Below are 25,568 nucleotides of genomic sequence, written 5' to 3'. Positions count from 1 at the left end.
TGGGAGGACCCAAAATGACCACAGAGCTCTGCGTCTTTGACGCCTATGGCACCTTGTTCGACGTCGATGCCGCCGCCCGCGCACTCGCGCTCGACGAGCCCCGCCTGCGCGATATCTGGCCCCGTCTCGCCGCCGACTGGCGCCGCAAGCAGCTTGAATATTCTTGGCTGCGCGAGGTGATGGGCGATTACGTCGATTTCTGGCAACTCACCCGCGACGGGCTGGACTGGGCAATGGAGGCGCAAGGGCTTGACGATCCCGCGCTGGCCGCGCGCCTGATGGATCTCTACCGCGAACTGCCGGCCTTCCCCGAAGTGCCCGCCATGCTGGAGACGCTCAGGGCGCGTGGCGTGAAATGCGCGATCTTGTCGAATGGCGCCCCCGACATGCTGGCCTCTGCGGTACAGGCTGCAGGCCTCGCGCCGCTGCTCGATGCGGTGATCTCGGTCGACGCGCTACGCCGCTTCAAACCCGCTATGGAAGTTTACGGGCTGGTCGAGACCCAGCTTGCCATCTCGCCGGCGCAGACCAGTTTCATCTCGTCGAATGGCTGGGATGCCGCCGGCGCAGCGCGCTTCGGCTTTCGCGTGGTCTGGGCCAATCGCGCGGGTGCCCCGACCGAGCGGCTGTCCCATAGCCCGGACGTGATCCTGCCAGATCTCACGTCCCTGCCCGACCATCTTTGAGCGCGCCTTGCTGATGCAAAGCAGACGTGAATGGCAAGGTCGCAACAAGGCCCTAGCTACTCTCAGATGATCAACCGAAAGGAAGCCTCATGGAGTTCTTCACCGCCGATGATGGCGCGAAGCTGGCCTATCGCGACACGGGCTCGGGCACGCCGGTGCTCGCGCTCTCGGGCCTCACGCGGACCGTTCAGGATTTCGACTATGTCGCTCCGCATCTGCCGGGTATCCGGTTGATCCGCATGGATTACCGCGGTCGCGGCGCGAGCGATTGGACCGGAGAGGCAAGCTACACCGTCCCGCGCGAGGCGTTGGACGCGCTGCAACTTCTCGACCATCTGGGGCTGGAGCGCGCCGCGATCTTGGGCACCTCGCGCGGCGGGCTGATCGGGATGTATCTCACAGCCACCGCGAAGGACCGGATCACGGGGCTCGCGCTCAACGATGTCGGCCCGGTACTGCAAGAGACCGGGCTGAACCAGATTTTCGACTATATAGGGCGCAATCCGGCCGCCAAGACCTATGACGAAATGGCCGCGAAACTGCCCGCAGCGATGAAGGGCTTTGAGAACGTGCCCGACAGCCGCTGGGCGCAGGAGGTGCGCCACCATTATCTCGAGACAGAAACCGGGCTGAAGATCAATTACGACCCGGAGCTGCGCGCCGCCTTCCTGAAGGCCTTCGAAGGCGGTGTGCCCGAGGCCTGGCCGCTGTTTGATGCCGCCGAAGGGCTGCCGCTGGCGCTGATCCACGGCGCGAATTCCGAACTGCTGAGCGACGAGACCGCCCGCGAGATGCAGCGCCGCCGCCCCGACATGATCTATGCCAGCGTGCCAGACCGCGCCCATATCCCCTTCCTCGACGAAGCCGAGGCGCTGGAAGCGCTGCACGCTTGGATCGCAAAGCTCTGAGCGCGCCCCCTACCGCTGGCGCCGCGCGCTGTCTATAAACGCCCTCGCCGTCCCTGCCAAAGAGGCTCTCGATGCATGCAGGCTCGTCCAGCAGCCCCCGCCACCGGATCATCATGGTGGCCCATAGCCACAAGCTCGGCGGGATCGAGCGCAACGTGCATGCGCTGGCCCGCGTGCTCAGCGAGGCCGGGCATCACATCGCCTATGCCGGTCCGCGGGACGGCTGGCTGGGCGAGGCGATGGCGCAGGCGGGGTATGACAGCCTCGATCTGGCGATGAACGGGATGTATGATCCGATCTCGGCGTGGAAATTGCGGCGCTTTGCAAAGCGATGGGGTGCCGATCTGCTGCATGGTCATGCCCAACGCGGCACGCGCTACGCCCGCTGGGCGGCGGCCGGGCGTGTGGCCGTCATCGCCAGCGCGCATTCCACGACCGCGTGGAAATGGTTCGGCCCCAATCACCCGATCCTCGCAGTCTCGCAGGCCGTACGCTCTGTGCTGCTCGACAAGGGATTCGCGCCCGAGCAGGTGCGCTGCGTGCATCTGGGCGTGCCCGATCAAGGCCGCGCCCCCGCGCCGCCCCCCGGCCCGATCCGCCCCGAGCGCCCGCTTGTCATGGGCATTCTTGGGCGGCTCGAACAGGTGAAAGGCCATGACACGGCGCTTGAGGCGCTGGCCCTTCTGCGCGACCGCCTGCCCGCGCGGCTCGTCTTTATCGGCGCAGACACCACCGAATGGGCGGCCCAGATGAAGGCCCGCACAAAGGCGCTCGGCCTTTCGGATCGCGTCGAATTCTGGGGCCAGCGCAGCGACATCGCGGCTGTTTTTGCGCAGATGGACCTCATGCTTGCCCCCTCCTACCGCGAGGCGCTGAGCCTCTCCCTTCTTGAAACCTGCGCCGCCGGACGCCCGGCCATCGGCAGCAATCTGGGCGGCATCCCCGAGGTGATCACCCCCGGCCAGAACGGGCTTCTGGTGCCGCCCTCCGACCCCGAGGCGCTGGCCGAAGCCATCATGCAGCTTGCTCAGGACGACGCGCTGCGCGCGCGGATGGGCGATGCGGCCCGCGCGGTTTTTCTGCAGACCTTCACCGAGGCCGCGATGCGCGCGGGCACCGAGGCGGGCTATGCGCAGGCCTTGTCACAGGCGCAGGGAGGCGCGCGATGAGCGGCATCACAATCTTCATGTATCATCAGATAGGCCCCTTCCCGAAGATGGCCGAGCACCGCGCAAGCTATTGCAATATAGACCGGTTTCGCGCGCAGATGCGGATGCTCAAACTGCTCGGCATCCCCGTCTTGTCGATGAGCACGGCAGCACGCGCGCTGCGTGGCGAGATCGCGATGCCCCGGCGCGCCGTGGTGCTCAGCTTCGATGACGGATGCCGGAATTTCCACGAACACGCCCTGCCCGTCCTGCGCGCGCATGGCTTTCCCGCCATCGTCTATGCGATCTCGGATATGATTGGCGGGACAGCTGACTGGCTCGCCTCGGCCGGTCACCCGGCAGCGCCTCTGATGAATTGGGAGGAGTTGCGCAGCCTGCCCGCCGATAACATCGAAATCGGCAGCCACAGCGCCAATCACATCCGCTTGGGCGATCAGGATGCGACCCGGCAGATCCGCGAGCTTCGCGACAGCAAAGCCCGGCTGGAAGACGGGCTCGGACGGGCCGTGCCGCATGTCTGCTACCCCTATGGCTCACACGGGCCAGAGACGCTGAAGGCCGCAGCCCAAGCCGGATATGAGACCGGCGTAACCTGTCAGCGCGGCGCGGCGACGCCCGCCTTTGACCCGCTGGCCCTGCCCCGCAAGGCAATCTCTCAGGGCGATGACAGTTTCGGGTTCCTGTGGAAGCTCTACGCCAAGGATGCGCCCAAAGGCACAACGCTCTTCCGCCCCGACTGGCACCAACCTCACGCCTAACCCATTGATACAAAAAGGCGCTCCAAAAGGAGCGCCTTTTCCGAAACGTTTCGGAATCCGAGACTTTGGCGCGAGATCAGTCCTTCGCGCGTTCCACATAGGTGTTGTCCTCGGTGTTGACGACGATCCGCGTGCCCACGCCGATATGCGGCGGCACCATCACGCGAATGCCACCGGTGCACATCGACGGCTTGTAGCTCGACGAGGCCGTCTGACCCTTCACGACCGGCTCGGTCTCTTCGACCTCGACGGTGACCTTCTGCGGCAGGTCGATCGCGATCGCGGCGCCCTGAAACGTCTTGAGATAGACGCGCAGCCCGTCGCGCAGGAACACTTTCGCATCGCCAATCACATCGTCTTGCACCGCGATCTGCTCGTAGGTGTTGGGCTCCATGAAGTGATAGCCCTCGCCATCCTCGTAGAGGAAATCATACTCGCTTTCCTCGACATGGGCGCGCTCCACCTGCTCGGTCGTGCGCCAACGCTCGGACACTTTCGTGCCATCCGAAATGCGGCGCATGTCGACCTGCGTGACGGGCGTACCCTTGCCGGGATGGATGTTCTGCGCGGTGATCACGACATAAAGCTTGTCGTCGATTTCAAGAACATTGCCCTTGCGGACCGAGGAAGCGATGACTTTGGCCATGAAAGGACCCCTTGTGACTATCGAAGAAACAGGCTCTGGCGCCCGGCTGGCTGAGCGCCTAAACCATTTACGCCCCGATTTCCAGCCTGAAAGGCCGATCATGCCCCCGTTCTGGACCCCTGAGCGCCATGCCGACCGTCGCCCGGCGCTTTTGGCACGCAACCGCATTCAACACGCGATCCGCGACTGGCTGGAGGCGGAGGACTTCCTCGAGGTCGATCCCAGCGCGTTGCAGATCAGCCCGGGCAACGAGGCGCATCTGCATGCATTCGCAACCGAGGCCCTTGGCAATGACGGGCAAGCGCGCCCGATGTATCTGCATACCTCGCCAGAATTTGCGATGAAAAAGCTGCTCGCAGCGGGTGAGGCCCGGATCGCGAGCTTTGCCCATGTCTGGCGCAACCGGGAACGCGGGCCGCGCCACAGCCCCGAATTCACGATGCTGGAATGGTATCGCGCAGGCGCGGATTACACGGTTTTGATGGACGATTGCGCGACGATTCTGACGCTGGCAGCCCGGGCGGCGGGCGCAGAGGTGTTCCGCTCAGCCCATGCGGAATGCGACCCCTTCGCGCAGCCCGAGCGGCTGAGCGTGGCGGAGGCTTTCTCGCACTATGCCGGGATCGACCTGCTGGCGACCTGTGCACCCGGCGGGGCGACCGATGCCGCAGCCCTACGTGCGCAATGCGAAAGTACAGGCTTTGCCGTAGCCGCGGATGACAGTTGGTCGGATATGGTCTCGAAACTGCTGGTGGCCAAGGTCGAGCCGCATCTGGGCCATGGCCGCGCGACGATCCTCGATCGCTACCCGCTGGCCGAAGCGGCCCTCGCGCGCCCCGCCCCCGACGATCCCCGGCTGGCCCAGCGCTTTGAGCTTTATGCCTGCGGGGTGGAGCTGGCCAACGGGTTTGGCGAGCTGACCGATGCGGTTGAACAACGCCGTAGGTTCGAGGCCGATATGGATCTCAAGGCGCGGCTTTACGGGCAGCGCTACCCGCTCGATGAAGAATTTCTGAGCGCCCTTGCGATCATGCCGGAAGCCTCGGGGATCGCGCTTGGTTTTGATCGGCTGGTCATGCTCGCAACGGGCGCGCCGCAGATCGATGACGTGATCTGGGTGCCCGTTGGCTAGGGATCAGGCCGCGCACCTGATCCAAAGACGCAGACTGCGCGTCGCACCCTAGCTTACCTCATTTGGTTTGCGCGGCATGTTCCTTGAGCACGCTTAGCGAGACCTCGCGCAACGCGTCGCGATGAGTCGAGGCGAGCATGATCTTTGGTCCGCAGCCCTCTTGCGCGGCATCGGCAAAACGCGCGGCACAGAGGCACCACCGGTCACCGGGCTTCAATCCGGGAAAGCCGAATTCCGGGCGCGGCGTGCTCAGATCATTTCCGACATATTTCGACCATGCGAGAAATTCGGCCGTCATCACTGCGCAGACCGTGTGCGAGCCGGTATCTTCCCAGCAGGTATTGCAGCTACCATCCCGGAAAAACCCGGTCATCGGCGCTTTTGAGCAGGGTTGCAACGGCCCGCCCAACACATTGATCGCTTCGTACATCTGCATCCTAGCGCCCCCTGTTTGGGGGCTAAGCTTCCGCGATGCACCTGCGCAAGGCAAGCCCCGCGCGCGATATCGGCGTCAGTAGATGTAGCGGATCTGATCGGACCAGTAGCGCTCCATCCGGCGCAGGGTGTGATTCATCTCCTCCATCGCATCGAAGGAGATCACGCCCTGCGTCTCCATCCCCTGCGCATGACGCGCAAAGAGCGCCTCGACATTGTCGCGCATCTCGCGGCCCTTCGCGGTCAGGCGCACCCGCACCGAGCGGCGATCAATATCGCAGCGCTGATGGTGCATATAGCCCGCCTCGACCAGCTTCTTGAGATTATAAGACACGTTGGAGCCCTGATAATAGCCGCGTGTCTTCAGCTCGCCTGCGGTGACCTCATTCGCGCCGACATTGAACAGCAAGAGCGCCTGAACCGGGTTGATCTCCAGCTCTCCCAGACGCTCGAACTCGTCCTTGATCACATCGAGCAACAGACGGTGCAATCGCTCCAGCAAGGACAGGCTGTCGAGATAGCCCGCCATCAGACCCGGGCCGTCCGCGCGAGACCGGAGCTCCTCAATCTTGTTTTGCACAACCATGTGACTCTCCAACGCTGCTCACCTATCGCAAGCAGCGTGACGGAGAATGGCAAAGATACCGTTAAGACGAATACCCCCGCACCCGAACAGGGACTTGCGGGCCTCAGCGTTGCGGCAGATGGCGTGCGCGGGCAAACTCCCCGATCCGGGCGATCAAGGCGCTGTACTGCTCGGGACAGGGGCGCGTACCCGACACCCACGGATAGAGATCCTGATCGTTCTCTTCGAGCAGCGCGTCATATAGATCCAGCTCCGGCGCCTCGAGCCCCGCCAGCGACTCATCGGAGAAAGGCCCAAGGATCATGTCCATTTCCTTGGTGCCACGCCGCCAGCTGCGCATCCGCATCCGCTTCAACCGGGCCTCTGGGGTCTCGCTCATTCGCTCTCTCCTGCCATGAGCCGTTTTTCCAAGCGGCCCAGCCGTGCGTCCAGCTCTTCGAGCCCGGCGCGCACCTCGCGGATTTCGCGCACGATCGCACGATCCGTCGTTGGCTCTGCCATTGCCTCGGGCGGGCCGTCAAGCCCCTGCCCCTCGCCGGTGAGCAACCACATCAATGTGACATTGAGCATCCCCGAGAGCATTTGCATACGATTGGCGCGCGGCTCGGCCGCATCGTCCTCCCACGCCTCGAGGGTTTCCAGCCGCACACCCAGCTTCTCGGCCAGTTGCGTCTGGCTCAGACCTGCAGCCTCACGCGCGCCCGCCAAACGGTCGCCAAATGTTGCCGATGCCTCACCGTACCAATCTTCGGCCATGAACATCTCCTGCTTTCGCTTGATCACTGTTGGCCCCAAGCCTAGAAGTTTGCGCAATGGAATACAAATCAAGGGCAGTTCGATGGCATTTCTTTCCGAGACGCTCGCACGGGTCAAACCCTCGCCAACCGTTGCGATGACGGGCAAGGTTGCCGATCTGCGCGCAGCCGGGCGCGATGTGATCGGCCTGTCCGCCGGAGAGCCCGATTTCGACACGCCCGACAATATCAAGAAAGCGGCCTTGGCAGCGATTGATGGCGGAAAAACCAAATACACCGCCGTCGACGGGCTGACCGAGTTGAAGGAAGCGATCTGCGCCAAATTCGCGCGCGATAACGAATTGCATTACACGCCCGATCAGATCTCGGTCTCGTCGGGCGGCAAGCATGTGCTGTTCAACGCGCTGATGGCGACGCTCAATCCCGGTGATGAGGTGATCATCCCGACGCCCTATTGGGTGAGCTATCCCGATATGGTCCTGATCGGGGGCGGCACGCCTGTCTTTGTGGAGGGCAAGCCCGAGCTGGGCTTCAAGATCAGCCCCGAGGCGCTTGAGGCCGCGATCACGCCCCGCACCAAGTGGTTCATCTTCAACTCGCCCTCCAACCCCTCGGGAGCTGCCTATTCGCGCGCCGAGCTGAAAGCGCTGACCGATGTGCTGATGCGCCACCCCCAAGTCTGGGTGATGACGGATGACATGTACGAGCACCTGACTTTCGACGGGTTCGATTTCACCACCCCCGCGCAGGTTGAGCCGGGGCTGTATGAGCGCACCCTGACGGTCAATGGGGTCTCCAAAGCCTATGCGATGACGGGCTGGCGGATCGGCTATGCGGGCGGCCCGAAAGCGCTGATCGCCGCGATGCGCAAGGTCCAGTCGCAATCGACCTCCAACCCCTGCTCGATCAGCCAATGGGCCGCAACCGAAGCACTAAACGGTCCGCAGGACTATATCGGCACCGCTCGGGCCGCTTTCAAACGTCGGCGCGATCTTGTCGTCGACGCGCTCAACGCCTGCCCCGGGATCACCTGCGCGACGCCCGAGGGGGCTTTCTACGTCTACCCCTCGATTGCGGGTTGCATCGGCAAAACCACCGCCGGAGGCACGCTCATCTCTGATGATGAGAGCTTCGCGACTGCGCTTCTCGAAGAGGGCAACGTTGCCGTGGTGTTCGGCGCAGCCTTCGGACTTTCGCCCAACTTCCGCATCAGCTACGCTACCTCTGATGCGGCGCTGACCGAAGCATGCGCCCGCATAAAGACCTTTTGCGAAGGGCTGCGATAGGCCGGGAAACGGCCAGGGAGACACAGGCATGGCAGGCGAGCTTCCGGACTATTATTTCCGGGTCAAAGAGAATGGCGCGGCGGTCTTTCGGGTCGATACCGAGAACCGGCAACGGCGCATCGAGATGGACCAGATCGCGGTGGTCAATGTCCGCAACGGCGAGATCAAGCCGCAGGGCGACCGCGTTCTGAGCGCACAGGACCGTGCCGAGATCGACGCCTGGATCACGCATCGCCGCGATGTGCTGGCGGCGCGCGATGTCGATGACATCCTGCGCGCGATCGATCACCTCAATCTGGTGACGCAATGGGCGCAATCGCGCGCCACCGATGATCAGCTCGAAGAGATCACCGACACGCTCTTGCTCACGATGCATGATCTGCGCTCGGTTCTGGTGCGCAAAAAGGCCGAACGGGTGATCGCCAAGGCGAAATGAGCGGCCAAGGCTCGGCGGATCAGACCGAGACCACTTCGCGCAGCGCCTCGCGGGTCAGCGTGTCCTTCGTGCCCTCCATCGCCACGGCGCCACGCTTGAGCACGTAGAAGCGATCCCCCAGATCATGAGCGAAGTCGAAATATTGCTCGACGAGGATGATCGCCATATCGCCCTTCTCGCGCAGATAGGCGATCACGCGCCCGATTTGCTGGATGATATTGGGCTGAATGCCTTCGGTCGGCTCATCGAGCAACAGAAGCTTGGGCTTCATCAGCATCGCCCGCGCGATCGCAAGCTGCTGCTGCTGGCCGCCTGACAGATCGCCGCCCCGCCGGTTGAGGAACTCCTTGAGGATCGGGAACAGCTCATAAATCTCATCGGGGATGAAATGCTCGGATTTGGGCAGACAGGCAAAGGCCGTTTCCATATTCTCGCGCACGCTGAGCAGCGGAAAGATCATCCGGCCCTGCGGAACGTAGCCCAAGCCCGCCCGCGCCATCGCCTGCGGCGCGACCCGCCCCATCTGCGCCCCGTCCAGAATGACCTCGCCGCCAGAGCGCGGATGCGTGCCCGAAATCGCTTTCAGAAGCGAGGTCTTGCCCACCCCGTTCGTGCCCATGATGCAGGTCACCTCACCGGCGCGGGCCTCCATATCGATGCCGTATAGAATCTGACTGCCGCCGTAATGCAGCGTCAGCCCGCGTGTTTTCAGCATGTCAGCGCCCAAGATACACCTCGATCACCCGTTTATCCGCCGTCACATGATCGAGCGACCCTTCCGCCAGCACCGATCCCTCGTGCAAGACCGTGACCTTGCAATCGAGCCTGCGCACGAATTCCATATCGTGCTCGACCACCACCACCGCATGATCGCGCGCCAGCGCCACCAGAAGGGCTGTCGTCTGCTCGCGCTCGGCCAGCGTCATGCCAGCGGCGGGTTCGTCTACCAGCAAGAGCTGGGGCTCCTGCGCCAGCAGCATCCCGATCTCGAGCCATTGCTTTTGCCCGTGGCTCAGCTCACCCGCCTTGCGCGGCAATTGCTCGGCCAGCCCCACCTGCTCGGCAACTTCGCGCACCCGTGCCGCATCGCGCGCGCCTGCGCGCCAGAACAGGACCCGCCACGGCGCGCGATGCGCCTTGAGCGCCATCATCAGATTGTCGGTCACCGACTGATCCTCGAAGACTGTCGGCTTTTGAAACTTGCGCCCGATGCCTGCCCGCGCGATCTGCGCCTCGTTGCGCTTGAGCAGGTTGGTCGACATCGGCCCCCAAAGCACCGAGCCCTCATCGGGCCGGGTCTTGCCGGTGACGATATCCATGAAGGTCGTCTTGCCCGCGCCATTGGGGCCGATCACCGCGCGCAACTCGGCACGACCAATCGAGAAGCTGAGATTGTTGATCGCCTTGAACCCATCAAAGCTGACGGAGATGCCCGAGACCTCGAGAAGCGTGGCCGCGCCCGCACCGGTACTCATTCGCGCGCCTCCTCTTGCTGCAAACTGCCCTGATCGGGGCCCATCGGTGTGCCACCGCGCCGGGGGCTCCGGATATGGGCCAGAAGATCGACCAGCCCCGAGAGGCCTTTCGGCGCCAGCAGCGTCACCAGAACGAAGCTCAGCCCCAGCAACACCTGCCACCAATCGACCCATTTGACCGTGTAAAAGCCCAGCGGCAGATCGGGCACCCGCCCGCCGGTGAACCAGCTTGAGACGATAGAGACAAAAAACGCACCCATCACCGCCCCGTAAAGCCGCCCGCGCCCGCCAATGGCGACCCAGACCGCGAGATAGATCGACGCGATGGGCGCCATCTCACCGGGGTTGATGATGCCCGCCTGCGGGTAATAGAGCGCGCCCGCAATCGCTGCGATCACGGCCGTTAGCGTGAAGACGAACAGCTTGTAGCCCTCGACAGGATAGCCCAGAAACCGCACCCGCGCCTCATCGTCGCGGATGCCGCGAATGACCGAGCCGAACTTGCCCGACACAATCGCCGCCGAGAGCACATATCCCAACGCCAGCGCAAAGGCCGAGGCCCAGAGGAACCAGACCGAACTGTGATCCTGATCGGCTGCGAGGCCGGGGATGTTTTGCAGCCCCGAAAGGCCGTTATTGCCGCGCAGCCCGCTCTCGTTCTGGAAGAGATAGAGCGAGAGCGCCAGCGTCATCGCCTGCGTCAGGATCGACAGATAGACCCCCGTCACCCGCGAACGGAAGGCGAGCCAGCCGAAGATCAGCGCCAGCAACCCCGGCACCAGCACCACGAAGAGAAGCTGCATCGGCAGCGAGCCCGCGAAGGTCCAGATCGCGGGCAGATCCGAGCCCCCCACGACGCCAAAGATCTGCGTGCCAATCGCATCGCGCACCTCCTGCTGGGTCATCGGAAAATCGCCCGCCGAGGCCAGCACGATATCGCGCGTGCGCTCATACATCAGCCACATCCCGATCATGTAGCCGCCCAGTCCGAAAAAGGCGAAATGGCCAAGGCTGAGAATGCCGGTATAGCCCCAGACCAGATCCATCGCGATGGCGATCAGGCACAGGCACAACGTCTTGCCCAAGGTCTTCACCATCGAGGTCGAGATCACGCCCGGCCCATAGGCATGGCTCAGTAAGGTGATCACCAGCGTGAAGCAGGCAAGGATCGCGAGAAACCACAGCACCGAGGGGTTTTTGCTCAGAAATCCGGGTTTCATGCGCTCCCCCCCCATGTCGCGGCGGGGGTTTTGCACCCCCGCACCCCCGCAAGGTATTTGATCCAAGGCGAAGAGATATCCGGTTTTAACATGGTCAATCTCCCGCGGCCCGACCCTTGAGCGCGATGATGCCGCGCGGCCGGAATTGGATGAAGATGATGATGAAAAGGATCATGTAGGTCTGGGCTGCCAGCGTGTTGGAGGGGTTGAGCCATTCGATGCTCTTTTGCAGCCCGCCGATCAGCGTGGCCCCGGCCAGCGTGCCGAAGATCGAGCCCACACCGCCCACAACCACCGTCATGAAGCTTTGCACGATATAATCCTGCCCCATCTCGGAGGTGACCTTGGCAAACAGCCCGATGGCCACGCCCGCGATCCCGGCAATCCCCGAGCCAAAGCCGAAGGCCAGCATGTTGATCCGGTCGGGATTGATTCCCATCGAGGCCGCCATCGAGGGGTTTTGCGTCACCGCGCGGACCTCAAGCCCGAGCCGCGTGCGCCGCATCACCCAGAGATACAGCGCGAGGAAAACCAGCGCGAGCACGAAGATCGCGATGCGGATATAGCTGATCGAGACGATATCGTTGAATTGCAGCGCCCCTTCGAGCCAAGGCGGCGAGGTGAGCGGACGGGCCTGCGTGCCGAAGATGTTCTTGAAGAGCTGTTGCAGCGCAATCGAGATCCCGAAGCTTGCCAGCAGCGTCTCGAGCGGACGCTTGTAGAGATAGCGGATCACCAGCCGCTCCATCGCGACGCCCGCGCCGAATGTGATCGCAAAGGCCAGCGGCAGCGCGACCAGCACCGAGAGCGTTTTATCGGGCACGAAGAGCTGCACCACATAGCCGGTATAGGCACCCATCGTGATGAACTCGCCATGCGCCATGTTGATCACGCGCATCACCCCGAAGGTGATCGCAAGACCGATGGCTGCGAGGAAATAGATCGAGGCGAGCGAAAGCGCATCGAGCCCCAGATCCGCGCCCTGCATCAGCGAGACCTGACGGCTCACCCGCGTCAGCCCCGCCTCGGCGGCGGCGGTCACATCCGGGTCGGGCTCGGCGTAGATATCGGCATAGCTGTGCGCCTCCACCAGCTTTTGCGCCTCGGCATCGGTCAACCGCTGCGGCACTTCGCCTGCCTTGGCCAGCGCCGCATAAGCCTGCTCGCGCGCCTTGGGATCGGACATCTCCGACAGCGGCAGCCCGCCCACCTGACCGTTGACGACATGGGCCGCCAGCGCCCGCTGCACCTCGCTTGCGCTGATCCGCGCGGGTGCCATCTTGGCCTCCACCAAAAGCGCATAGGCCTCAGCATCCGAAATATCGCGCCCGGGTTTGAGCTCATCAGCGACATTGCCCTCGGGCGCGCCTGCAAACGCGCTCCGTCGGGTCGCGACCAGAGGGTTGAGCGTGCCGCGCAGATCCAGCCCGGTATCGGAGCCAAAGCTCTCGATTGCGGCGATCCGCTCGGCGGACTCTTTGCCAAAACGGATTGTCAGCAAGCGCTCGAGCCGCTGCTTTTCGGCCTTGATTTTCGGGTCGGTCTCATCCGGGATACTGGCGCGCAAAGGCGCGAGATGGCTGGCTTCGCCGTCGCGCTCAATCGCCTGCAAAGCCTCGCGACGCTTGGAGGGATCGGGATCGGAGAGCAGAAACTTGACCAGCGCCGCGCCGATCAGCGCGCGCACGCCGGAATTCGGTTTGACCTCCTTGATCTCGGAGCGTGGCGCTGTGCCCGCATCCTCCCCCGTGACGGGATCGCTCAGCGCATAGTCCTGACCCACGCGCTTTATGATAAAGACCGCATCATCGCTCTCGCGCAGCCCCACCCGCTTATCCGCCCAAGCCTGCAGAAACCGCGAGGCGCCGGGGCCTGAGGCTGCGATCTCATCGATCACCGGGCCGATGGTCATCCGCGAGGGGCGCGCGATCTTCTGGGCGTTATCCGCCAAGATCGCGCCAAGCCCAGTGGGTGCGGGCGCCGAGGTCACAGATCCGCTCTGCGGGGACGTGTCCTGCGCGCGCACGGGACACGCGAGCATCACGGCAATCGCGAGCCAAATAAAGAGCTTATGCATCGAATTCCCCTGCACCCCTGCCCGGTCTCGCGGCAGGAGACTGGCCCCTGCCGCGTGTTTTGTCGGTCGATCAGTAGTTCGACTTCTTCTGAACGCAGGTCTTGGTCTGGGTGTTGTACATCCCGCAATCGAGGCCCGGCCAATCCGACTTGAGCACCGCCGATTCCGGCAGGTAGTCGGTCCAGGCATCGCCCGGAACCGGATCGGTCTGCGAGATGATGTCGAACTGGCCATCCTCTTGGATCTCACCGATCAGGACCGGTTTGGTCAGGTGGTGGTTGGGCAGCATCTTCGCCGTGGTGCCGGTGAGGTTGGGGAATTCCTGCCCCGGCATCGCCGCGATAATCGTATCGATATCGGTCGTGCCTTTCTCTTTGACCGCGTTCACCCACATGTTGAAGCCGATATAGGTGGCCTCCATCGGGTCATTGGTGACACGGCTGTCATCGCCCGTATAGGCGTGCCAGGTTTTGATGAACTCGGCATTCTCGGGGGTATCGGCACTCTCGAAATAGTTCCAGGCGGCCAGCTGACCGACGAGGTTTTTCAGATCGGCCTGACCCAGACCCGACAGCTCTTCTTCGCCAACCGAGAAGGCCACGACCGGGATGTCATCTGCGGTGATGCCCGAGGCTGCGAGTTCTTTGTAAAAGCCGATATTGGCGTCGCCATTGATCGTCGAGATCACGCCGACCTTCTTGCCATCCGCACCAAGCGCCTTGACGTCCGAGACGATCTTGGACCAGTCGGACTGACCGAAGGGCGTGTAGTTGACGAAGATGTCTTCCTTCGCGATGCCCTTATCTTTGAGATAGGCCTCGAGAATGTTGTTCGTGGTGCGCGGGTAGACATAATCGGTGCCCAGAAGCGCGAATTTCTCGACGCCCAGTTCGTTGAGGAAGTAATCCACCGCCGGGATCGCCTGCTGGTTCGGGGCGGCCCCGGTATAGAACACGTTGCGCGAGCTTTCCTCGCCCTCGTATTGCACAGGGTAGAACAGCAGCCCGTTGAGCTCTTCAAGCACCGGCAGCACCGATTTGCGCGACACGGAGGTCCAGCAGCCGAAGATCACGTCCACCTTGTCGACCGAAATCAGCTCGCGGGCTTTTTCGGCAAAGAGCGGCCAGTCCGAGGCCGGATCAACCACGACCGCCTCTAGCATCTTGCCGTTGATGCCGCCCTTCTTGTTTTGCTCTTCGATCAGCATCAGGACCGTGTCCTTCAGCGTGGTCTCCGAAATCGCCATCGTGCCCGACAGCGAATGCAGGACACCCACCTTAATCTTGTCGTCCTCCTGAGCGAAAGCCACCCCGCCCGTCATCGTCACCGTTCCCGCAAAAGCTGCGGAAATCATAAGGTTGCGCCGAGTAATCATGTGTCGTCCCTCGTTTGCGTCAGCGCGCGTGGCCCTCTTGCGATCGCGTGGATCGGGCTCTTGTCGCGGCGGCTGAACCTCCATTGTTGGTGGCGGTGCGGGTGAGATCCCGCAGCGCCTCGGCTATCCAAGCGCCAACGCTGCAACGCGGCAAAGAAATCCGCAGCTCAAAGTGGCAAAACCCGCCACGAGGACGGGTTTGCCAAAGATTCCTGCGCAGATTTCGCTCACGCGCCCGTTATTTAAGCAATCGCATCTCGCGTCACGCTGGAATCGGGCTGAGCGCCAAGCCGCCCTCGCGCACCAGAAACTCCACGATCTGCTCCATCCCATCGCCTTGGCGCAGGCGCGTCAGCACGAAAGGCTTGTCCCCGCGCGCCGCCTGCGTGTCGCTCTCAAGCAATGCCAGATCGACCCCGACATAGGGGGCCAGATCAATCTTATTCACCACGAGAAGATCGGATTTCGTCACCCCAGGGCCGCGTTTGCGCGGAATATCCTGCCCCGCCGCCGTGTCGATCACATAGATCGTAAGATCCGCCAGCTCCGGGCTGAAGGTCGCCGCCAGATTGTCGCCCCCGCTCTCGATCAGCACAAGCTCCAGATCCGGGATCGCGCGGTTCAGATCTGCAATCGCGGCAAGGTTGATCGAGGCATCCTCACGGATCGCGGTATGCGGACAACCGCCGGTTTCCACCCCGCGTATCCGCTCAGCCGGCAGCACCTGCGCCCGCATCAGGGCTTCGGCATCCTCGCGCGTGTAGATATCGTTGGTCACCACCGCCATCGAGACACGCGCGGCCAGCGCACGCGCCAATTGCTCGGTCAGTGTCGTCTTGCCAACGCCGACCGGCCCACCGATGCCAACGCGTAAAGGTCCGTTTCCCATTCTCTCACCTCATGTCTTGAACAGACGCACATCGAGCGTCTCATGTTGCATCGCCGCGATCTCGGCTCGATAGGCGCTGGTCGCGATATCGTCGCGGCCCGCAGCCGCTGCGCGCTGCGCAATCTCGGTGATCTGCGGATGCAGCCCAGCGAGCACCTTCTGACCGGCCACTTGTCCTAAAGGGACAAGCCGGACCGCCGCAAACACCAGGTTTGCCGCAAAGGAATGTAGAAAAAGTGCAATGATGCGCGGGCTCGGAAGATCGAGATCCCGCGCCGCCTCCGCCACGGCGAGCGGCATCATCCGCGCACGCTGCTCGACCCCGCGCAAGCCCGATTGCGCCCGCGCGAAGGCCGCCCCCTGCTCCGCACTTTCGCTTAGCCGTTCCGCCGACCCCGCCAGAGCGCGCGCCAGATCATCGAGCGCATCGAGATCCTCGCCGCGCAGCGCGCATCCCAGCAGCACCGCGTCGCTCCAGCCTGTGCCATGCGCCAAAACAGCACCCAGCCATAGCGCCAAACTGTCCGGATCATGCACATCGCCCAAGGCCACCGCCTGCTCCAGCCCATGGCTATAGGCAAAGGCCCCGGTCGGAAACCCGGGCGAGAGCCATTGCATCAGGGCCAGTTCAGGCGCGCCCTCAGGCATGATCGTGTTCGTGGTGATGATCGGAGGCGTGGTGATGGCTGTGCCCATGCTCATGGCCCATCGTGCGGCCCATCCCATAGGCGCCGCCCTCGGGCTGAAAGGTCTCCATCGCGGCGCTGACCTGCGCGCCCAAGCCCTTGAGCATCCCCTCGAGCACATGATCGGCGCGGATCACCAAGCGATCCGCCTCGATCTGGCAAGGTGTGTGCCGGTTGCCGATATGCCACGCCAGCCGCGGCAGGCTGGGGCCACGGACGACCAGCACCGGCTCGCGCGCGGGTCGCACCTCGATGCAGCGCCCGTCGCTCAGAACAAAAGCCTCACCGCCCACAAGATTGGTCACCTCGGGCAGATCCACCAGGAACCCGGCCCCAGAGGCCGCCACCAGACGCTTGCGCCGCAGGAAGCGCCCCTCATAATCAAGCGCCACATGATCAATCGCATCGCGCCATTCCCCCCGCGCCGCAATCGTTTCGGATTTCGGATATTCAGACATTTCTGCCTCCATGAAAGCTCTGTAAGTTTGGCGATCCCAATCCGCGTAAAATCCGCGACAGGACCGCCTTGTTTGATCACCGCTCGCCGCGCCGATGGGCTGGCCGAAACGTTTCGGACCGCTCCCAGCTCAGAACAGGAAATACCGCTGCGCCAAAGGCAGGCTTTCGGACGGTTCGCAGGTCAGCAATTCGCCATCGGCACGCACCTCATAAGTCTCGGGATGGATCTCGATCTGAGGCGTCGCCGCATTATGCACCATATCCGCCTTGCCGATGCCGCGCGTCTTCTCGACAGCAAGCGTGGATTTGGCCAACCCCAGACTGGCCCCGATCTGCGCCGCCTCCGCGGCTTGGCTCACAAAGATCACCGAAGACGCATGCCGCGCGCCGCTATAGGCGCCAAACATATTGCGCATGTAGAAAGGCTGCGCCGGGATCGACCCGTTGGGATCGCCCATCTGGGCCGACACGATCATTCCGCCCACCAGCACCATATCGGGCTTCGCGGCAAAGAAAGCCGGGTTCCACAGAACCAGATCGGCACGCTTGCCAACTTCGACAGAGCCGATATGGCGGCTCATCCCATGGCAAATCGCGGGGTTGATCGTGTATTTCGCGATGTAGCGCTTGACCCGCGCATTGTCATTCTCGCCCTGCTCCTCGGGCAACCGCCCGCGCTGCTTGCGCATCTTGTCAGCAGTCTGCCAGCAGCGAATGATCACCTCACCCACCCGGCCCATCGCCTGACTGTCTGACGAGATAATCGACATCGCGCCCATGTCATGCAGGATATCTTCGGCCGCAATTGTCTCCTTGCGGATCCGGCTTTCGGCAAAGGCCACATCCTCGGGCACCCGGTTGTCGAGGTGATGACAGACCATCAGCATATCGAGATGTTCCTCGATCGTGTTGCCGGTATAGGGCCGCGTCGGATTGGTCGAAGACGGGATAACATTCGGATGTGAAACGACTTTCAGGATGTCTGGCGCATGGCCTCCGCCCGCCCCTTCCGTGTGAAAGGCGTGGATCGTGCGGCCCTTGATCGCGGCCAACGTGTTCTCGACGAACCCGCTCTCATTGAGCGTGTCGGTATGGATCATCACCTGCACATCCATGTCGTCGGCGACACTCAGGCAGCAATCGATCGCACCCGGCGTCGTCCCCCAATCCTCGTGCAGCTTGAGCGCGGCAGCCCCGGCATTGACCATCTCCACCAGCGCATCGGGCCGCGACGCATTGCCCTTGCCCGACAGCGCAAGGTTCACCGGAAAGGCGTCAAAGCTCTGAAGCATCCGCCCGATATGCCATGGGCCCGGAGTGCAGGTCGTGGCCAGCGTGCCATGGGCCGGCCCCGTGCCCCCACCCAGCATCGTCGTGATCCCGGAGGCCAGCGCGTCCTCGATCTGCTGCGGGCAGATGAAATGGATATGCGCGTCAAACCCGCCCGCCGTCAGGATTTTCCCTTCGCCCGCAATCACTTCCGTACCGGGGCCAATGATGATGTCGACCCCCGGCTGGGTATCGGGATTGCCCGCTTTACCAATCGCGGCGATCACCCCGTCGCGCAGCCCCAGATCGGCCTTGTAGATGCCCGAATGATCCACGATCAGCGCATTCGTAATCACGGTATCGACCGCACCGCCCGCGCGTGAAATCTGGCTTTGGCCCATCCCGTCGCGGATCACCTTCCCGCCGCCGAATTTCACCTCTTCGCCATAGGTGGTGAGATCGCGTTCCACTTCGATGATCAGATCGGTATCGGCCAGCCGCACCCGGTCGCCCGTCGTCGGGCCGAACATATCGGCATATGTCGCGCGAGAAATCGTAGCTGGCATTACAAAGCCCCCATGACTTTCTGATTGAAACCATAGACTTGGCGCGCCCCGCGGAACGGAATGAGCTGCACCTCGCGGCTCTGGCCCGGCTCAAAGCGCACCGCCGTGCCGGCTGCGATATCCAGCCGGTATCCGCGTGCGGCATCCCGATCAAAGGACAGCCCCGGATTGGTTTCTGCAAAATGGTAGTGACTTCCCACCTGCACCGGGCGGTCGCCCGCATTGGCGACCATCAGCGTGATCGCCTCGACCCCTTCATTGAGCGTGATCTCGCCATCCAATGTCAGTATTTCCCCTGGGATCATGCGCTCACTCCTCATCGTCGGAATTGCGCCAAGCCCGGATCACTTCCGGCACCAGATAGAGCGCCGCGGCCAATAGAAGCACGCCGATAAGCGGACCATCGTGGAAAAACCAAGTGGTGCCCGCACTGTGACCGGGATGGGCCAGCACAGCGGTGGGTGCGAGGGCGGCAAGGGCAAAGAGACGTTTCATCGAAGGTCCTTTCGTAAGTAAAACTTATGTATCAGGCGGGAGAATAAGCTTTGCTTATCTCAGCGGATCGGATGGTGAACCGTGACGAGCTTGGTGCCATCGGGAAATGTCGCCTCGACCTGAATCGAATGGATCATCTCCGGAATGCCAGACATGCATTGCTCGGCTGTGATCACCTCCGCGCCGGCCTCCATCAGATCCGCGACAGAACGCCCATCCCTGGCCCCCTCCACAACAAAATCGCTAATGATCGCAATAGCTTCCGGGTGATTCAGCTTCACCCCACGCTCCAATCGCCCGCGCGCGACCATCGCGGCGAGGCTGATCAAAAGCTTGTCTTTTTCCCTCGGCGTCAGGTTCATCTTGTCCTCTTAGATCTGCCACACGCGCGGGGCGGGCGCCCCACGTCGTAAAATCGTCATCACGCGCAAGATCTGTCGGCGCAGCGGCCAACCTTCCCGCGCCAAAAGCCGGATCACGCATTTGCCATCAAATCCCGATGCCGCGCCGGTCACTTCCGGCTCATCCAGCACGCCCCGCACCGCATCCACCGCATCTTCCGCACCGTGAGCGCAGAGCACAATCGTCGCGAAGGCCCTCCCATCCGCCAATGTCGCGGCTTGAGCACTGTTTGCGAGGATGTCGGAATTCATCAAGAAAGGCTCTAGAAATATAGGCTTTCCAGCCCGTTCGATCCGTCGAACATCGAAAAACTGCAAGTCAGAGACGGTCTCGCCCATCGCGGTGCGCCCCAAGATGACAGCTTCGACCATCAAGCACCCGGCATCAGGAGCAAGCCGGATAACCGTCTCACGATGCAACTTGGCGCGATCAAACAGGATCGTCTCTTGCGGCAACCAATCAAGCCAGCAACCCGCGCCGACGCTATGCTCAACATGCACGCGGGCGACGCCCGCATCCGAGCGATAGCCCCGCTCAGCCGCCTGCGTGGTCGCCACCAATCGAGCGCCCTCTTGCAGTGACGTTCGGTAGTCCAGCCGATCCCCACCAGTCAAACCACCGGAAGTATTGAGAAAAACCACCTCGGAATCGCCTGCGACCCGCGGCAAGATCGCCTTGGCCGATCCCGATTGACGCAACCCACGCAGGCGCGACCCCGAAAAAGACACCATCGCCGCCCCGCGAGAGCGTTGCATCGCAGGCGTCAATTCATCCGGGGATTTTGCGTCAAACATCTGGGCCTCCCAGACGATAGAACCGCGCGCAGCTTCGCGCGTCCATTGCACAGACTGACAACGGCCATGACAGATGGGATGGCGACAAACCTGCGTCTATTTTTTGCTCGCATTGCTCACAAAACGTGCGGAAAAGGAACTAGCCGAGCGGCCCGGGTCTGCGCTCTTCACTGAGCAAGACATTCGCCTCGACCTGCCCGACCCCCGGCAGTGTCATGATCCGCCGCCGCAGGACACGCTCGAAATCGGGAAGATCGCGCGCGGTGACACGGACACGATAGTCAAAAAGCCCCAAAACGTGTTGAACGACCTGCACCTCCGGGATCGCCGTCACGGCGCGCTCGAAATCTTCCAGACTGACACGCCCCTTCGCCGCAAGCTTGATGCCGAGAAACACCGTCACCCCGAAGCCGAGCGCCGTGTGATCAAGGTCAATGCGACGCCCGACCAGAACGCCCGCCTCCTCTAAACGCTTGATACGGCGCCAGGTCGCGGGTTGAGACAGGTGAAGCTTGCGCCCAAGAGCGCCGGCGCTTTGGGTCGCATCCTCCCGCAAAGCACGCAGGATCGCGCGATCCAGATCATCCAGTGCAAAGCTCATAGCGGCAACTCCGCGCCCGATTTTATGGTCGAGATCAGCATCAACGCATCCAGCTCGGCAATATGCGGCAAGGTCAGGATCTTGTTGCGATAAATCTCCTGATAATGCGCCATATCACGGGCGATGACCTGAAGCCGCATATCGGTCGACCCCAGAAAGCTCTGGATTTCGATCACCTCCGAAACGTTTCGGGCCGCAGCAATAAACGCATCGAACGCGCGCGGATCGGTCTTGTCGAGCGTGAACCGCAGCGACACTTCAACCTCCCAACCCAGCGCGTGCCAGTCGATCACCGCATGTTCACCACGCAAGACGCCACCTTCGCGCAACCTCTCGATCCGACGCCAGCACGTGGCCGAAGTCAGCCCCGCACGCTCGGCGAGATCGGCAACCGAAAGCCCGGGCGCTGCCAGCATGTGCCGCAAGAGTCGGCGGTCCGCATCGGTAATTTGCATGAATTTCTCGATGTTCTATAAAATTAAGAATTGATAATACGAATTACTCAAATTTTTCTCAAGTTTCGAAATCACTTTCCGCGCTAGATCGCTAATCTCGCCCCTGAACATAGAAGGAGGAACGCCATGCGCGTCTATTATGATCGCGATTGCGATGTGAACCTGATCAAAGACAAGAAAGTCGCCATTCTGGGCTATGGCAGCCAAGGCCACGCCCACGCGCTGAACCTGCGCGATTCCGGCGCGAAAAATGTCGTCGTCGCCCTGCGTGACGGGTCGCCCTCGGCCAAGAAGGCTGAAGGCGAGGGCCTCAAGGTCATGGGGATCGCAGAAGCCGCCGCTTGGTGCGACGTGATCATGTTCACCATGCCCGACGAATTGCAGGCCGAGACGTACAAGAAATACGTGCATGACAACCTCAAAGAAGGTTCGGCCATCGCATTTGCCCACGGCCTGAACGTGCATTTTGGCCTGATCGAGACGAAGCCCGGCATCGACGTGATCATGATGGCACCGAAAGGCCCGGGTCACACCGTGCGCGGCGAATATGTCAAAGGCGGCGGCGTGCCGTGCCTATTCGCAGTCGACAATGACGCAACCGGCACCGCTCAGGACATCGCGCTGAGCTATTGCTCGGCCATCGGCGGCGGGCGCTCGGGCATCATCGAGACCAACTTCCGTCAGGAATGCGAAACCGACCTCTTCGGCGAGCAAGCCGTGCTCTGCGGCGGCCTCGTTGAACTGATCCGCATGGGCTTCGAGACGCTGGTCGAAGCGGGCTATGAGCCCGAGATGGCCTATTTCGAATGCCTCCACGAGGTCAAGCTGATCGTGGACCTGATCTACGAAGGCGGCATCGCGAACATGAACTACTCGATCTCGAACACCGCCGAATATGGCGAGTATGTCTCGGGCCCGCGCATTCTGCCCTATGATGAGACGAAGGCCCGCATGAAAGCGGTTCTCCAAGACATCCAAAGCGGCAAATTCGTACGCGACTTCATGCAGGAAAATGCGGTCGGCCAGCCGTCGTTCAAAGCGACGCGCCGCATCAATGACGAGCATGAAATCGAGAAAGTCGGCGAGAAGCTGCGGGCGATGATGCCGTGGATCTCGAAAGGCAAAATGGTCGATAAAGAGCGCAACTGAGCCTGCGACCAGATGCATCAGGAAGGGCGCCTTGCGAGGCGCCCTTTTCTTTGCGAGAGTGACGTAACACATCCGGAGTCCGCATGCCTGACCTGACCCGATCCGAACTTGACGCGATCCATGCCGATCACGCAAAGATTTTTACGCGTCAATGGTTTACGCGGCTTTTCTCAGGTCAACTCCCGCCGGGCGATACGTTCTGGGCGGGAAATTACGGCCCGGCGCTTTTTGCGGTTCCGGTTCTGGTTCTGGTGGCTTTGTTCACCGCCCTTGCAAGCCCCGGCCACCTCTCGCCGCTCTTTGGCAGTGCCGCGATTATTGCGGCGATCTACCGAGGGGCGATCCTCCTTGGGCTGATCCGCTCCGTGCGGCGCGCAGGCCCTGGCCCGCGCATCTGGCACGCGCTCGGTATCGCTTGGACGCTGCTCGAAACGGGCCTTCTGCTCTGGGTCGGCCTGAGGCTGCTGGTGGGGTGATCGCGGGTCAGGCGGTCTCTGCCGCGACCGCCGCCACGATACTGTCCACCGCCGCATGCAAGACGCCCACGTCCTCGCATTCCGCCATCACGCGGATCAGCGGCTCTGTGCCCGATTTCCGGATCAAGAGACGCCCCTGCCCGGCCAAGTTCGCCTCGGCCTCCGATATCACTTTTTCAACGTTTGGCGCAGAGAGAGGCTCCTGCCCAGACTGATACCTGACGTTTTTCAGCAATTGCGGAACGGTCTCGAACTGCCGCACGAGTTCGGAGGCGGGTCGCTCGGTCTCGGCAATGGCTGCCAGAAACTGCAAGCCCGCCATCAGCCCATCACCGGTCGTGGCATAATCGGTCATCACGATATGGCCCGATTGCTCACCGCCCAAATTGAACCCGCCTTCGCGCATCCGCTCGACCACGTAGCGATCACCGACCGCCGTGCGCTCAAGCCGCAACCCGCGCCCCTGAAGAAAGCGCTCCAGCCCAAGGTTTGACATCACGGTCGCCACCAGAGCGCCCCCACGCAACTGACCGCTTTCGGCCCAACGCGCAGCCAAGAGCGCCATGATCTGATCGCCATCGGCGACATGGCCGGTCTCGTCGATGATCATCACCCGGTCGGCATCCCCATCGAGCGAAATACCAAGATCCGCGCCATGGGCCACGACGGCCTCGGCACAGGTCAGGGGATAGGTCGAGCCGCAGCGCTCGTTGATATTGCGGCCATCGGGCGAGACCCCGACGGGGATCACGTCACAGCCAAGCTCCCACAGCACAGCGGGGGCAGCGCGATAGGCCGCACCATTGGCGCAATCCACCACCACCTTGAGGCCCTGCCGCCCGCCCTTGGGGAAGGTCGTCTTGGCATATTCGACATAGCGCCCGAGCCCGTCATCGATGCGCTTGGCACGGCCGATATTCTCGGGCTGGGCCAGACGGATCTCCTCGTCGAGCATCGCCTCGATCTCGGCCTCTGCCGCGTCAGATAGCTTGAAGCCGTCCGGGCCGAAGAACTTGATACCATTGTCTTTTGCGGGATTGTGGCTGGCCGAGATCATGATGCCCAGATCGGCGCGCATCGAGCGGGTGAGATAGCCCACGGCGGGCGTCGGCACCGGCCCCAGCAGCAGCACATTCATCCCCGTCGAGGTCAGCCCGGCCGTCAGCGCATTTTCGAACATATAGCCCGAAAGGCGGGTATCCTTGCCGATCACGACCCGGTGGCCGCGCGACTTGTCCTGCCGGAAATAGCGCCCGGCGGCCGCGCCCAGCTTCAGCGCCATCTCAGCCGTCATATGGCCCGAATTGGCCTGTCCGCGCACGCCATCCGTGCCGAAAAGCTTCCTGCTCATGCGTCGCTCTCCTCTGCGTAGCCTCTTGCGATAGCGTCCCAAAGGCGCACGCCTTGGACGATCTCGGCAACATCATGCACCCGGTGGATCTGCACGCCCTGCGCCAGCCCCGTCAGCGTCACGGCCAGCGTCCCGGGCATCCGGGCGCTGGCCTCCTCGGCATGCCCCACAGTGCCGATGAACCGCTTGCGCGACACCCCCAGCAACAGCGGGCAGCCCAAGCCGTGAAACAGGCTAAGACCCCGGATCAACGCCAGATTATGCGCCACCGTCTTGCCAAAGCCGATACCTGGATCGGCGATGATATTGGCGCGCTCGACGCCATGAGCCTCGGCCAGAGCGATCCGGTCCTCGAGATAATCGTAGATATCGAGCAGAACATCGCCGTAGCGCGGGTCGTCCTGCATATCCTCAGGCAGGCCTTGCGCATGCATCAGGCAAATCGGCGCACCAGAAATTTCCGCCACCTCGACCATCGCGGGATCAAATTCTAGCCCCGAGACATCGTTGAGCATGTTCGCCCCCGCCTCAAGCGCCTGATCGGCCACCAGAGCCTTGCGCGTGTCGATCGAGATCAGACCGTCGAAGCCACGCGCGCGCAGCTCCGAAATCACCGGGGCGGTGCGAGCGATCTCTTCATCCTCGGAAACCTCCGTCGCGCCGGGTCGGGTCGATTCCCCGCCGATATCGAGAATATCCGCGCCCATCTCGCGCAGGGCAAAGGCGCGGGCCACCGCCGCATCCTCGACATCGAACTGCCCGCCATCGGAAAAACTGTCGGGCGTGACGTTCAAAATTCCCATGATCCGCGGTGCATCAAGCGCAAGCGTACCAAGCGGCTTGCGCGGCTCGCAGAGGCGGATCATTTCTTCTTCGGGCAAATGGGTCGCGGGGATGATCTCGGGCTCGGCGTCCCGGCGGATCAGCTCCACCTCATCAAACCAACACCAGCCCCCGGCCAGTGTCAGGGCCGTCTCGGGCCGGGCGGAGTCGGTGCGCGCAATCGGGCGATAATAGATCTTGTCCATGCGC

Annotated in this window: 31 protein-coding genes; 9 read left to right on the top strand and 22 right to left on the bottom strand. The window is 62.6% G+C overall.

The genetic code is table 11. From position 1 onward, the window contains the following. Nucleotides 1-14 precede the first annotated feature (14 nt). The 4 genes from DL1_RS05375 to DL1_RS05360 all read left to right on the top strand — a co-directional run bounded on the left by DL1_RS05375 (nt 15) and on the right by DL1_RS05360 (nt 3,521). The gene (locus DL1_RS05375) at nt 15-686 is read left to right on the top strand and encodes a haloacid dehalogenase type II (protein WP_038063512.1); all 672 of its coding nucleotides are present in this window, start codon (nt 15-17) and stop codon (nt 684-686) included. An 89-nt stretch (nt 687-775) separates the two neighbouring features. Next, the gene (locus DL1_RS05370) at nt 776-1,594 is read left to right on the top strand and encodes an alpha/beta fold hydrolase (protein WP_038063510.1); all 819 of its coding nucleotides are present in this window, start codon (nt 776-778) and stop codon (nt 1,592-1,594) included. A gap of 71 nt (nt 1,595-1,665) precedes the next feature. Further along, the gene (locus tag DL1_RS20765; RefSeq protein WP_051693335.1) at nt 1,666-2,763 is read left to right on the top strand and encodes a glycosyltransferase family 4 protein; all 1,098 of its coding nucleotides are present in this window, start codon (nt 1,666-1,668) and stop codon (nt 2,761-2,763) included. Then, a complete protein-coding gene (locus DL1_RS05360) occupies nt 2,760-3,521 on the top strand; it encodes a polysaccharide deacetylase family protein (protein ID WP_038063508.1) in 762 nt (253 codons plus the stop codon). The genes DL1_RS20765 and DL1_RS05360 overlap by 4 nt, the downstream gene beginning before the upstream one ends. Nucleotides 3,522-3,597: 76 nt before the next feature. Here the strand turns inward: DL1_RS05360 and efp are convergent, their stop codons facing one another. Next, entirely contained in the window at nt 3,598-4,167 is a 570-nt protein-coding gene (gene efp, locus DL1_RS05355) for an elongation factor P (protein ID WP_038063506.1), read from the bottom strand. A gap of 100 nt (nt 4,168-4,267) precedes the next feature. On the opposite strand from efp, the gene epmA reads away from it, so the two are divergent. Continuing rightward, the gene (gene epmA / locus DL1_RS05350; RefSeq protein WP_038063664.1) at nt 4,268-5,299 is read left to right on the top strand and encodes an EF-P lysine aminoacylase EpmA; all 1,032 of its coding nucleotides are present in this window, start codon (nt 4,268-4,270) and stop codon (nt 5,297-5,299) included. 58 nt (nt 5,300-5,357) lie between these two features. Here epmA and DL1_RS05345 read toward each other — a convergent pair whose 3' ends face one another. From DL1_RS05345 to DL1_RS05330, 4 genes are all read right to left on the bottom strand, one after another. Then, nucleotides 5,358-5,735: a DUF2237 family protein gene (locus DL1_RS05345; RefSeq protein ID WP_038063504.1), complete on the bottom strand. Its 378-nt coding sequence runs from the start codon at nt 5,733-5,735 to the stop codon at nt 5,358-5,360. A gap of 75 nt (nt 5,736-5,810) precedes the next feature. Further along, nucleotides 5,811-6,320 (bottom strand): MarR family winged helix-turn-helix transcriptional regulator, encoded by a 510-nt coding sequence (locus DL1_RS05340; RefSeq protein ID WP_081856256.1) that lies wholly within the window; start codon nt 6,318-6,320, stop codon nt 5,811-5,813. A gap of 103 nt (nt 6,321-6,423) precedes the next feature. Then, nucleotides 6,424-6,699, bottom strand: coding sequence for an FAD assembly factor SdhE (locus DL1_RS05335; protein ID WP_038063501.1), 276 nt, complete (start codon nt 6,697-6,699; stop codon nt 6,424-6,426). After that, nucleotides 6,696-7,076, bottom strand: a complete 381-nt coding sequence (locus DL1_RS05330; RefSeq protein ID WP_038063498.1) for a helix-turn-helix domain-containing protein — start codon at nt 7,074-7,076, stop codon at nt 6,696-6,698. The genes DL1_RS05335 and DL1_RS05330 overlap by 4 nt, the downstream gene beginning before the upstream one ends. Before the next feature lie 82 nt (nt 7,077-7,158). Here DL1_RS05330 and DL1_RS05325 point away from each other — a divergent pair, with 82 nt between their 5' ends. Next, nucleotides 7,159-8,361: a pyridoxal phosphate-dependent aminotransferase gene (locus tag DL1_RS05325; RefSeq protein WP_038063495.1), complete on the top strand. Its 1,203-nt coding sequence runs from the start codon at nt 7,159-7,161 to the stop codon at nt 8,359-8,361. 28 nt (nt 8,362-8,389) lie between these two features. Beyond that, entirely contained in the window at nt 8,390-8,797 is a 408-nt protein-coding gene (locus tag DL1_RS05320; RefSeq protein ID WP_038063493.1) for a hypothetical protein, read from the top strand. Between the two features lie 19 nt (nt 8,798-8,816). On the opposite strand, the gene urtE is transcribed toward DL1_RS05320, so the two are convergent. From urtE to DL1_RS05245, 15 genes are all read right to left on the bottom strand, one after another. Then, entirely contained in the window at nt 8,817-9,512 is a 696-nt protein-coding gene (urtE, locus tag DL1_RS05315) for an urea ABC transporter ATP-binding subunit UrtE (protein ID WP_038063490.1), read from the bottom strand. Nucleotide 9,513: 1 nt separating this feature from the next. Beyond that, entirely contained in the window at nt 9,514-10,272 is a 759-nt protein-coding gene (gene urtD / locus DL1_RS05310; protein ID WP_038063487.1) for an urea ABC transporter ATP-binding protein UrtD, read from the bottom strand. Then, nucleotides 10,269-11,492, bottom strand: a complete 1,224-nt coding sequence (urtC, locus tag DL1_RS05305; protein WP_038063484.1) for an urea ABC transporter permease subunit UrtC — start codon at nt 11,490-11,492, stop codon at nt 10,269-10,271. Before urtC ends, urtD begins: the two co-directional genes overlap by 4 nt. A 94-nt stretch (nt 11,493-11,586) precedes the next feature. Further along, a complete protein-coding gene (urtB, locus tag DL1_RS05300) occupies nt 11,587-13,569 on the bottom strand; it encodes an urea ABC transporter permease subunit UrtB (protein ID WP_038063481.1) in 1,983 nt (660 codons plus the stop codon). A gap of 70 nt (nt 13,570-13,639) precedes the next feature. Continuing rightward, complete coding sequence (gene urtA / locus DL1_RS05295; protein ID WP_038063478.1) at nt 13,640-14,923, bottom strand: urea ABC transporter substrate-binding protein; 1,284 nt, start codon at nt 14,921-14,923, stop codon at nt 13,640-13,642. Between the two features lie 283 nt (nt 14,924-15,206). Continuing rightward, on the bottom strand, nt 15,207-15,833 hold the full coding sequence (gene ureG / locus DL1_RS05290) for an urease accessory protein UreG (RefSeq protein WP_038063475.1): 627 nt from the start codon (nt 15,831-15,833) through the stop codon (nt 15,207-15,209). 9 nt (nt 15,834-15,842) lie between these two features. Further along, nucleotides 15,843-16,481, bottom strand: a complete 639-nt coding sequence (locus DL1_RS05285) for an urease accessory protein UreF (protein WP_038063472.1) — start codon at nt 16,479-16,481, stop codon at nt 15,843-15,845. Next, the gene (locus DL1_RS05280; protein ID WP_038063469.1) at nt 16,474-16,977 is read right to left on the bottom strand and encodes an urease accessory protein UreE; all 504 of its coding nucleotides are present in this window, start codon (nt 16,975-16,977) and stop codon (nt 16,474-16,476) included. The genes DL1_RS05285 and DL1_RS05280 overlap by 8 nt, the downstream gene beginning before the upstream one ends. 129 nt (nt 16,978-17,106) lie before the next feature. After that, a complete protein-coding gene (ureC, locus tag DL1_RS05275; protein WP_038063466.1) occupies nt 17,107-18,813 on the bottom strand; it encodes an urease subunit alpha in 1,707 nt (568 codons plus the stop codon). Then, nucleotides 18,813-19,118, bottom strand: a complete 306-nt coding sequence (locus DL1_RS05270) for an urease subunit beta (protein ID WP_038063463.1) — start codon at nt 19,116-19,118, stop codon at nt 18,813-18,815. The genes ureC and DL1_RS05270 overlap by 1 nt, the downstream gene beginning before the upstream one ends. Nucleotides 19,119-19,122: 4 nt before the next feature. Further along, nucleotides 19,123-19,308 carry a hypothetical protein gene (locus DL1_RS05265; protein ID WP_038063460.1) on the bottom strand — a complete coding sequence of 62 codons (186 nt, stop codon included), beginning with the start codon at nt 19,306-19,308 and terminating at the stop codon, nt 19,123-19,125. A gap of 59 nt (nt 19,309-19,367) precedes the next feature. Continuing rightward, nucleotides 19,368-19,670, bottom strand: a complete 303-nt coding sequence (locus tag DL1_RS05260; protein ID WP_038063457.1) for an urease subunit gamma — start codon at nt 19,668-19,670, stop codon at nt 19,368-19,370. Between the two features lie 9 nt (nt 19,671-19,679). After that, complete coding sequence (locus DL1_RS05255) at nt 19,680-20,504, bottom strand: urease accessory protein UreD (RefSeq protein WP_051693334.1); 825 nt, start codon at nt 20,502-20,504, stop codon at nt 19,680-19,682. 139 nt (nt 20,505-20,643) lie between these two features. Beyond that, a complete protein-coding gene (locus tag DL1_RS05250; RefSeq protein ID WP_038063454.1) occupies nt 20,644-21,105 on the bottom strand; it encodes an Lrp/AsnC family transcriptional regulator in 462 nt (153 codons plus the stop codon). Further along, nucleotides 21,102-21,560 carry an Lrp/AsnC family transcriptional regulator gene (locus DL1_RS05245; RefSeq protein ID WP_038063451.1) on the bottom strand — a complete coding sequence of 153 codons (459 nt, stop codon included), beginning with the start codon at nt 21,558-21,560 and terminating at the stop codon, nt 21,102-21,104. The genes DL1_RS05250 and DL1_RS05245 overlap by 4 nt, the downstream gene beginning before the upstream one ends. A 126-nt stretch (nt 21,561-21,686) precedes the next feature. Here DL1_RS05245 and ilvC point away from each other — a divergent pair, with 126 nt between their 5' ends. Next, a complete protein-coding gene (ilvC, locus tag DL1_RS05240) occupies nt 21,687-22,709 on the top strand; it encodes a ketol-acid reductoisomerase (protein ID WP_038063448.1) in 1,023 nt (340 codons plus the stop codon). A gap of 83 nt (nt 22,710-22,792) precedes the next feature. Beyond that, on the top strand, nt 22,793-23,185 hold the full coding sequence (locus DL1_RS05235; protein ID WP_038063445.1) for a hypothetical protein: 393 nt from the start codon (nt 22,793-22,795) through the stop codon (nt 23,183-23,185). 7 nt (nt 23,186-23,192) lie between these two features. Here the strand turns inward: DL1_RS05235 and glmM are convergent, their stop codons facing one another. Continuing rightward, on the bottom strand, nt 23,193-24,536 hold the full coding sequence (glmM, locus tag DL1_RS05230) for a phosphoglucosamine mutase (protein WP_038063442.1): 1,344 nt from the start codon (nt 24,534-24,536) through the stop codon (nt 23,193-23,195). Next, complete coding sequence (gene folP, locus DL1_RS05225) at nt 24,533-25,564, bottom strand: dihydropteroate synthase (protein ID WP_038063439.1); 1,032 nt, start codon at nt 25,562-25,564, stop codon at nt 24,533-24,535. The genes glmM and folP overlap by 4 nt, the downstream gene beginning before the upstream one ends. Nucleotides 25,565-25,568: the final 4 nt, after the last annotated feature.

Source organism: Thioclava dalianensis (assembly GCF_000715505.1).
GTDB lineage: Bacteria > Pseudomonadota > Alphaproteobacteria > Rhodobacterales > Rhodobacteraceae > Thioclava > Thioclava dalianensis.
Note: the sequence above shows the minus strand (reverse complement) of the source record. Positions and strands in the feature narration are given on the sequence as shown.

Coding starts and splice junctions, on each gene's coding strand:
- DL1_RS05245 (WP_038063451.1), bottom strand. CDS start 21,560: ATGCAAATTACCGATGCGGACCGCCGACTCTTGCGGCACATGCTGGCA.
- ilvC (WP_038063448.1), top strand. CDS start 21,687: ATGCGCGTCTATTATGATCGCGATTGCGATGTGAACCTGATCAAAGAC.
- DL1_RS05375 (WP_038063512.1), top strand. CDS start 15: ATGACCACAGAGCTCTGCGTCTTTGACGCCTATGGCACCTTGTTCGAC.
- DL1_RS05345 (WP_038063504.1), bottom strand. CDS start 5,735: ATGCAGATGTACGAAGCGATCAATGTGTTGGGCGGGCCGTTGCAACCC.
- epmA (WP_038063664.1), top strand. CDS start 4,268: ATGCCCCCGTTCTGGACCCCTGAGCGCCATGCCGACCGTCGCCCGGCG.
- DL1_RS05250 (WP_038063454.1), bottom strand. CDS start 21,105: ATGAGCTTTGCACTGGATGATCTGGATCGCGCGATCCTGCGTGCTTTG.
- DL1_RS05270 (WP_038063463.1), bottom strand. CDS start 19,118: ATGATCCCAGGGGAAATACTGACATTGGATGGCGAGATCACGCTCAAT.
- DL1_RS05255 (WP_051693334.1), bottom strand. CDS start 20,504: ATGTTTGACGCAAAATCCCCGGATGAATTGACGCCTGCGATGCAACGC.
- DL1_RS20765 (WP_051693335.1), top strand. CDS start 1,666: ATGCATGCAGGCTCGTCCAGCAGCCCCCGCCACCGGATCATCATGGTG.
- glmM (WP_038063442.1), bottom strand. CDS start 24,536: ATGAGCAGGAAGCTTTTCGGCACGGATGGCGTGCGCGGACAGGCCAAT.
- efp (WP_038063506.1), bottom strand. CDS start 4,167: ATGGCCAAAGTCATCGCTTCCTCGGTCCGCAAGGGCAATGTTCTTGAA.
- ureC (WP_038063466.1), bottom strand. CDS start 18,813: ATGCCAGCTACGATTTCTCGCGCGACATATGCCGATATGTTCGGCCCG.
- DL1_RS05320 (WP_038063493.1), top strand. CDS start 8,390: ATGGCAGGCGAGCTTCCGGACTATTATTTCCGGGTCAAAGAGAATGGC.
- ureG (WP_038063475.1), bottom strand. CDS start 15,833: ATGGGAAACGGACCTTTACGCGTTGGCATCGGTGGGCCGGTCGGCGTT.
- folP (WP_038063439.1), bottom strand. CDS start 25,564: ATGGACAAGATCTATTATCGCCCGATTGCGCGCACCGACTCCGCCCGG.
- DL1_RS05265 (WP_038063460.1), bottom strand. CDS start 19,308: ATGAAACGTCTCTTTGCCCTTGCCGCCCTCGCACCCACCGCTGTGCTG.
- urtC (WP_038063484.1), bottom strand. CDS start 11,492: ATGAAACCCGGATTTCTGAGCAAAAACCCCTCGGTGCTGTGGTTTCTC.
- DL1_RS05330 (WP_038063498.1), bottom strand. CDS start 7,076: ATGGCCGAAGATTGGTACGGTGAGGCATCGGCAACATTTGGCGACCGT.
- urtA (WP_038063478.1), bottom strand. CDS start 14,923: ATGATTTCCGCAGCTTTTGCGGGAACGGTGACGATGACGGGCGGGGTG.
- urtD (WP_038063487.1), bottom strand. CDS start 10,272: ATGAGTACCGGTGCGGGCGCGGCCACGCTTCTCGAGGTCTCGGGCATC.
- DL1_RS05260 (WP_038063457.1), bottom strand. CDS start 19,670: ATGAACCTGACGCCGAGGGAAAAAGACAAGCTTTTGATCAGCCTCGCC.
- DL1_RS05340 (WP_081856256.1), bottom strand. CDS start 6,320: ATGGTTGTGCAAAACAAGATTGAGGAGCTCCGGTCTCGCGCGGACGGC.
- DL1_RS05335 (WP_038063501.1), bottom strand. CDS start 6,699: ATGAGCGAGACCCCAGAGGCCCGGTTGAAGCGGATGCGGATGCGCAGC.
- DL1_RS05285 (WP_038063472.1), bottom strand. CDS start 16,481: ATGCCTGAGGGCGCGCCTGAACTGGCCCTGATGCAATGGCTCTCGCCC.
- urtE (WP_038063490.1), bottom strand. CDS start 9,512: ATGCTGAAAACACGCGGGCTGACGCTGCATTACGGCGGCAGTCAGATT.
- DL1_RS05325 (WP_038063495.1), top strand. CDS start 7,159: ATGGCATTTCTTTCCGAGACGCTCGCACGGGTCAAACCCTCGCCAACC.
- urtB (WP_038063481.1), bottom strand. CDS start 13,569: ATGCATAAGCTCTTTATTTGGCTCGCGATTGCCGTGATGCTCGCGTGT.
- DL1_RS05370 (WP_038063510.1), top strand. CDS start 776: ATGGAGTTCTTCACCGCCGATGATGGCGCGAAGCTGGCCTATCGCGAC.
- DL1_RS05280 (WP_038063469.1), bottom strand. CDS start 16,977: ATGTCTGAATATCCGAAATCCGAAACGATTGCGGCGCGGGGGGAATGG.
- DL1_RS05235 (WP_038063445.1), top strand. CDS start 22,793: ATGCCTGACCTGACCCGATCCGAACTTGACGCGATCCATGCCGATCAC.
- DL1_RS05360 (WP_038063508.1), top strand. CDS start 2,760: ATGAGCGGCATCACAATCTTCATGTATCATCAGATAGGCCCCTTCCCG.